This is a genomic window from Clostridium luticellarii (assembly GCF_002995845.1).
GTDB classification, from domain to species: Bacteria; Bacillota; Clostridia; order Clostridiales; family Clostridiaceae; genus Clostridium_B; species Clostridium_B luticellarii.
The window spans coordinates 22588-28883 of record NZ_PVXP01000043.1; the positions used below are offsets into that span (position 1 = coordinate 22588).

Genomic DNA, 6296 nt, shown 5'->3' on the forward strand with positions numbered 1-6296 from the left:
ATAGAAATCACAGTCCTGTTTCCCACAAAAATGAGTTTGGAACTGTGATTCTATATGCCTTTTCGGAAAAGCTTGTCTATTAATACAGCACATCTATATAGTAAATGCTTTTCTTTTTATATTGTATTTTCAGATCACAACCACTTTTTCATGGAAAGTTCTTATGAATTATCCAGGCAAGGTTTCTGACTCATAGCTTTCCGGCACATCTTCAGTTTTTTACAGAAGATTCGAGGAACAGTGCAGGATGATTTTCCATTTACAGCGGCCCGACCGCTCAGGTTTTTCACCTGATTCCCTTTTCACCCTTTACCGGGTGACCCGAATAACATTATATCCTTATTGTTTTTGTAATATAAAAGACCTTCTTTCGAAGGTCTTAACATATCATATTAACATATTTCCCGATTTAATTATGGAAATATATCTGATACCAGTCTTTCCTTCCAAAAGAACTGCATATATCGGTAAACAGGCAGGTATACTGGCTTGGAATCATCTTACTTTCCATACCTTCCCAAAGGAGCTTGTCCTTCAGTGGCTTGTCATGGATTTCATCTTCCCTACAGTAGTGGAGGCTGCAGCGGCTTTTACCGCTTTCCCTATTAATTCCCGGGGAAGCCTGTCTACAAATTATAAACAATATTTATTTTTCACTAATTTCATAATATATCACATTATGTTATTTGTCAACATATATTCAATATATTTTATAATATGTAATTATATTATCTATATTAAAATTTCTACATTTTAATCCATATTTCGTAAATAATTTTGTACTTTATGTCACATCACATATACTGTTTTTATATGCCAATTTAATTTTATATCGGAACCCTAAATATATACATATACTGCAAGTATTAAAAAATTATTGGCATACAGCTCATTTATTGTATTAAATTACATACAATCCCATATAACAATCAAGAGCCAACGGTTTCGGCTGATCTTCGATTCTCACCGAAAATCTTCCTTCACTGCTGACTCTTCACTATTAATTCTTCGCTATAAACTCTTAACTGGATTTTACTAAAAATATCTTTTTAAATCCTCTGCCTTTTCTATATCAAATATATCCATACCAATGCTTTAATTTCGGTATTTCTTTTTCAGTTCTATTATTTTTTCTTTTGGCAGTTCAGTTATGTCTGCTATATCATTTATTGAATCTCCACGGTTAATCATTTTTTTAGCTATCTTTATTGCTTTATTAGTTTCTCCTTCTTCTATGCCCTTTTCTATTCCTTTTTCTATACCCTTTTGTGTATAGTATCTTTTTCTTATTTCATCCACAGACATCTTGGATACACCTCCCTGTGATTTCTTAAATTTCTCGTATTTATTTTCCAGTACCGGATCTTCTATTAAAAATAAATATTCTAAAAAATCCACCAGTGCTTTTATCTGCTCTTCATTTTTTACTTTATCGTAATTTTGGAGTTCTTCTGCCAGTTCTATTTTTACCCTGTATATTTCCTCATCCGAAGTTTCTGTATCCAGCAGCCTTTTTGCCATTTTAATTACCAGCTTCAGCGGGTTTTCATTGCTTATCTTTTCAAGCTCTATTTTCTCAACATCCACAGTCCTGAAATTATACTCCAGTATATTCTCCGCAAGTTCGGGCAATTTGTATACATACCTTCTGTCTTTACCGCTCTCGCCTCTATAGGTGTAAATTGCTGCAGCCACTATTTCTGATTTGTCATTGTATCTATATCTGAATCTATCCCATATCCTGTAAAAGTACCTGAACATCCTCTCCCCGAAAACTTCATTTCCACTGCTGTAACTCTGCACTTCCACATGTATAAACAGTATTTTGCTTCCTTTTTCTTTCAATTTCACTTTTATTATCTTATCCGAAATTATCTTTTCACTGCTCTGCTTGTCAAATATCTCTTTTTGTATTTCACTTAATTCTTTATCCAGAGACTCCGTCCCAGCTTCCCAGTCTATTCTGAAGTATAATTCCGGAAAAATCAATTCCACTATCTCGCTTTCAAAAGCCTCCAGTATGGTTTTCCAGGCTGCATCAAAATCGTGTATTCTCGCCAAAATCTTCACGCCCTTAAATGTTTAGTTATCTCTTTGTTTTATTATACCAGATTTTTATCAGTTACTGCATTAATATTTAGTTCATAATTTATTTGTACATAAAAAGCTCCCACAGGGATCACTTCACAATCTCCATGGGAGCTTTCACTTTGTCTTAAATTCCCGGCAGACTTCCAATATCATGCCGCCAATTGTGGGTTGTTGTAAATTCGACTTTAAAACTGGAATTAAACTTAACAGTATGATCTTGAATTTCTCCGGGAATCAATTTCTAGATGTCACTGCTTATGGGTATATCTATCACATCTGAAAGGGGAGCCATATTTTCAAGGCTGTCCCATACAAATGCCTTTAACTTGTATGTGCCCTCTTCAGGAAGCTTCAGCATGCCCGTCAAAACAGACGATTTTCCAACTTCTACAGTCTGTTTTCCGGATGTATAGCTTATAAATTTATCATTGTCATCATACAGTGCTATTATAAGTGAAACATCTTTTGCACCTTCAGAATTATTTTCAGCTTCTATGGAAACTTTGGCATCTTCACCTAATTTATAAGTTACTCCTTCAGTTAAGTTAGTTATCTTTATTGGTTTAGTTCCATTGTCAGCAGTAACTGTTACAGTACAGCTTGCTGTCTTTTGTCCATCTTCTGTGGTAACTGTTATAACTGCAGTTCCCGCCTTCAATGCTGTTACTTTTCCATTTGAATCTACCGCTGCCACAGTCTCATCACTGCTTGACCAGATTACATTTTTGTCTGTGGCATTATCCGGGGTTGCTGCTGCAGCTAAAGTATCTGTATCTCCCACTGTCAATACGTCTGTTGCTTTATCCAGTGTTACTCCTGTCACCGGCGTTACACCACTCTTTAAACAAAACAAGTTGGCACTGTCATTCACAAAAATAAGATTTCCTTCCTCAGATACCACAACGTTTGATGTTGCAAACTGAGGTTTGACCTCATTCTTATAGAGAACTTCCACTGTTCCCGGATTTTCGGCATTGTTTGTCTGGCTGTCCTTCCAGACAGAAATTGTATCTGGATTGCTGTTTGTGTGACCGTAGATGTAGACTGTCTGGTTGTTTTCCTCAGTGGCATAAGCCGTTACAATGGTAGGGCCGTTGACAAATCCTGTAAGAGCATTATCCCTGACTTCTGCAGTGTAGATTAATTCCATGGTTTCAGCATCGTAGACACTGGCTCCGGCATTTGTGGTAATGTAGAGACGTCCCTTATAAACAGTAGGACACTGGGACTGAACATCAATGGATTTGTACTCTCCAAAGGTTCCATCTTCATTAAAAATCACTTTATAGGTTTTCCCTGCATAAGTGGGATAGTAAATGGATTTTGTGGTTTCATCATAGACAATGGAAGTACGTATATTGGTTTCCTCGCCATCTGCATTGATCTTGTCTACAATGACCGGTTCTCCCTTTTCTATGGACTGGCTTAAACTGATGGAATAAACATATCCGCTGTCACAGGGAACTATCAGATAATCACCCACGATGGCCGCCCCTGCCCAATAAAAACTGGAGTTTACCCCTGAAGAATTGGTTAAAGACCAAACAGCACTTTTGCTTTCATTTCCAAACTGTGTATTTTCATCCTCGGCTTTAAAACAATAAAAACCGCCGCCGTTATTGGCATCAGTGCTTCCGCTGTAGACATAACCATCGTGATAAAGAATGGGACAGCTTCCCTGAGAACCGCCCACCCCGGAAGAACCTACCCACAGCTGGGTCAAGTCGTCGGCATTGAAGGCCATTATTCCACTTCCCGTCGGGACAAAAATTTTTCCTTCTCCATAAGCAAGCCACCCGGTGTATCCTCCTCCAAGAACTCCGCTGGTCATGGAACCTACCGCCAGGAGATTGCCATCCATATCAAATTTCATGAGTTTTTGATCTGCAGCTGCATAGATATTATCATTGACTACAATAGGATAACTCCATTTGCCCCATCCACTCATACCTTCGCCGGCCGTACTAATGGCAACATTCCACTGCTTCGCAATTTCATCTGCGGATCGTGGTGTCAAAGCATTGACAACACGGGTATTATAATCGTCTAAATGTCCTGTCCCCCAGAAAGCGGTATAGTCCGGAAGGGCAGTGGCCTCCTTAGATAAATTAATTGTATACTGAGCATAAACTATGGCAGCGTCTTGACGGCATGTCTTGATTTTTACGGTATTAATGCCCGCATTTTTGTCAATGGTGTAAGTATAGCTTTCACCATTTCCCACTTTTTGGCCATTGATTGTAATATAATATTTCTCATTTGCTACTCCCAGTGTCGGGGTAATGGTGATAGAATCCCCTTCCGGCATGCGGAGATCATATTTGTAAACCGCAGTATCAAAAACAAAATTATTGACACCTGTAACTTCCATATTCGAAAGCCGTGGAGTTGCTTGAATAAGGCCGTCTAATTCTTTTACTTTAGAGATGCCGCCATAGGTCACCTTAATGTAAATCTTTATAGGGGTGTCCTCTGTCAAATTTGTATTGTGTGCATAAAAGCCAAGCTTATTGGAAGCCATTACTTCAAAATACAAATTATCCGGCATGCTGCTGTAAAATTCATAAGTTGAACCATATTTACCTTCGCATAGATTTGCTCTGCTCATATAGCCGGACCAGTTAGAATAAGTTGTATTAGTAACTGTTGCACTTTCATAGTCCTGATTCAGACAATAAGATACACGGTCGGCTATGACGGTACATTCAAAAGTCTTTTCCTCTGTAAATTCCCCTAAAGTTACTTTTGCCGTAACTGTAATCTGTGCATCTTTGGTCAATCCTTGGTTATCTGCAACAATTTTCAGAGTCGCATCATCTGCCCTTTGAATGGAAAGGCGGTTTTCATCTGAAGAACTCCACTTGATAACAGAACCGTTTGTTCCTGTTGTTTTACTGCTCCAGCTGGTTTCATCCTTGTAAAATTCAAGGTCTCCCCCATTGAAATTTAAAGCATTTAAATCTGTCCTGAAATTGTATTCTCCTTCTGTATAGACACTGATTTTTTCCAGTGGACAGTTGATATTATTATAAGTTTTTCCATCAACTGTTACTGGATTCTGGGCACTGATATAATAAACCCCCGGAGAATTAAAGGTAATTTTCAGACTTCCTGTTGTCCCGCTTAAGGTTTCTGTTTCCAAAATATAATCCGAAGGATCTGCCGGAGTACCATCTTCCCTGAATATCATGGGTGTTATGGTATCTTTTAATGCCAAAATATCCACATCATTGTTTAACAGCTTCTGACTCCTGTTTAAAAAGTTACTTACTTCTGTTCCCACCTTGCACATCTGGTTGCTGTTCTGAAAATTAAAATATGCTTCTGTTATGGCAGAATCATAGGCATAGATGCCTAGATTCGTTCTTCCCAGACTGACAGCAGTGGATGAATTAATGACTGTACTGTCTTCACTGTTCATTTGAACAATTCCATTAAGCGAAAACATCCATTTTGTCGTGTCCTTTGTCACCGCCAATCCATTTTTACCGGCAATGGATTTAAGGGTTCCGTCTGAATTAACTTGAATATAATTTTTCATGGTTTCTGCAGTAGCCCCTTGAGTTTGGGTGTAATACGCCGCCAAAACGTGCAGAGGAGTAATAAATCCCGGATCATCGTTATCAACGTTCAAGCCCAAATTACTGAATTTGGCATAGCTGACAGTCAGGTCACAAGGGTATATCAAGTTTTCATCAGGTGTTGTTGCTCTCAGAGTAATATCAATAGGTGAAACTTCTTCAGCATTAACTGTAGTAGAAATTTCTTTCTCTGACACTACACCATCTTTCCCATTTACAGCAGCCATACCTGCATCTCCGTCTGTATCGCCCGGCGGAGCCTTGTCTTTTACTGGTTCTGAATTTTCATCCCCGGGAACATAAGTCACTTTATAGGTTTTTGATGTCGTATTACCCCCGGAATCAGCTGCAGTTATGACAATTGTGTTCTGCCCTTCTGAAAGAGTCAATGCATAGTTTTCAGCTTGTCCCTCGACAGGGCTGCCATTTAACGTGACAGTTACCGGCAGGTTTCCCTCTGAATCATTTTCAGCTTCCCCGGTAAAATCCATATTAGGTTTAGAGTTTCCCCATTTTTTTAGAAATGACTAGATAACGACTGTGGATAAGGTAACTTTGAGTTTTAGAATTATCCACAGATTTATAAAATCGCATAAAAAATGAATAAAACAGTCCAGTCTTTTG

At 38.3% G+C, this 6296-nt stretch carries 2 protein-coding genes and 2 riboswitches; both genes read right to left on the minus strand.

The features are described from left to right. Nucleotides 1-158: 158 nt before the first annotated feature. Nucleotides 159-340: riboswitch (cobalamin riboswitch) on the minus strand. 117 nt (nt 341-457) lie between these two features. Further along, nucleotides 458-641: riboswitch (cobalamin riboswitch) on the minus strand. A 454-nt stretch (nt 642-1095) separates the two neighbouring features. Continuing rightward, entirely contained in the window at nt 1096-2061 is a 966-nt protein-coding gene (locus tag CLLU_RS12805) for an Rpn family recombination-promoting nuclease/putative transposase (RefSeq protein ID WP_106010176.1), read from the minus strand. Between the two features lie 271 nt (nt 2062-2332). Next, on the minus strand, nt 2333-6163 hold the full coding sequence (locus CLLU_RS12810; protein WP_106010177.1) for an Ig-like domain-containing protein: 3831 nt from the start codon (nt 6161-6163) through the stop codon (nt 2333-2335). Nucleotides 6164-6296: the final 133 nt, after the last annotated feature.

Coding starts and splice junctions, on each gene's coding strand:
- CLLU_RS12810 (WP_106010177.1), bottom strand. CDS start 6,163: ATGGATTTTACCGGGGAAGCTGAAAATGATTCAGAGGGAAACCTGCCG.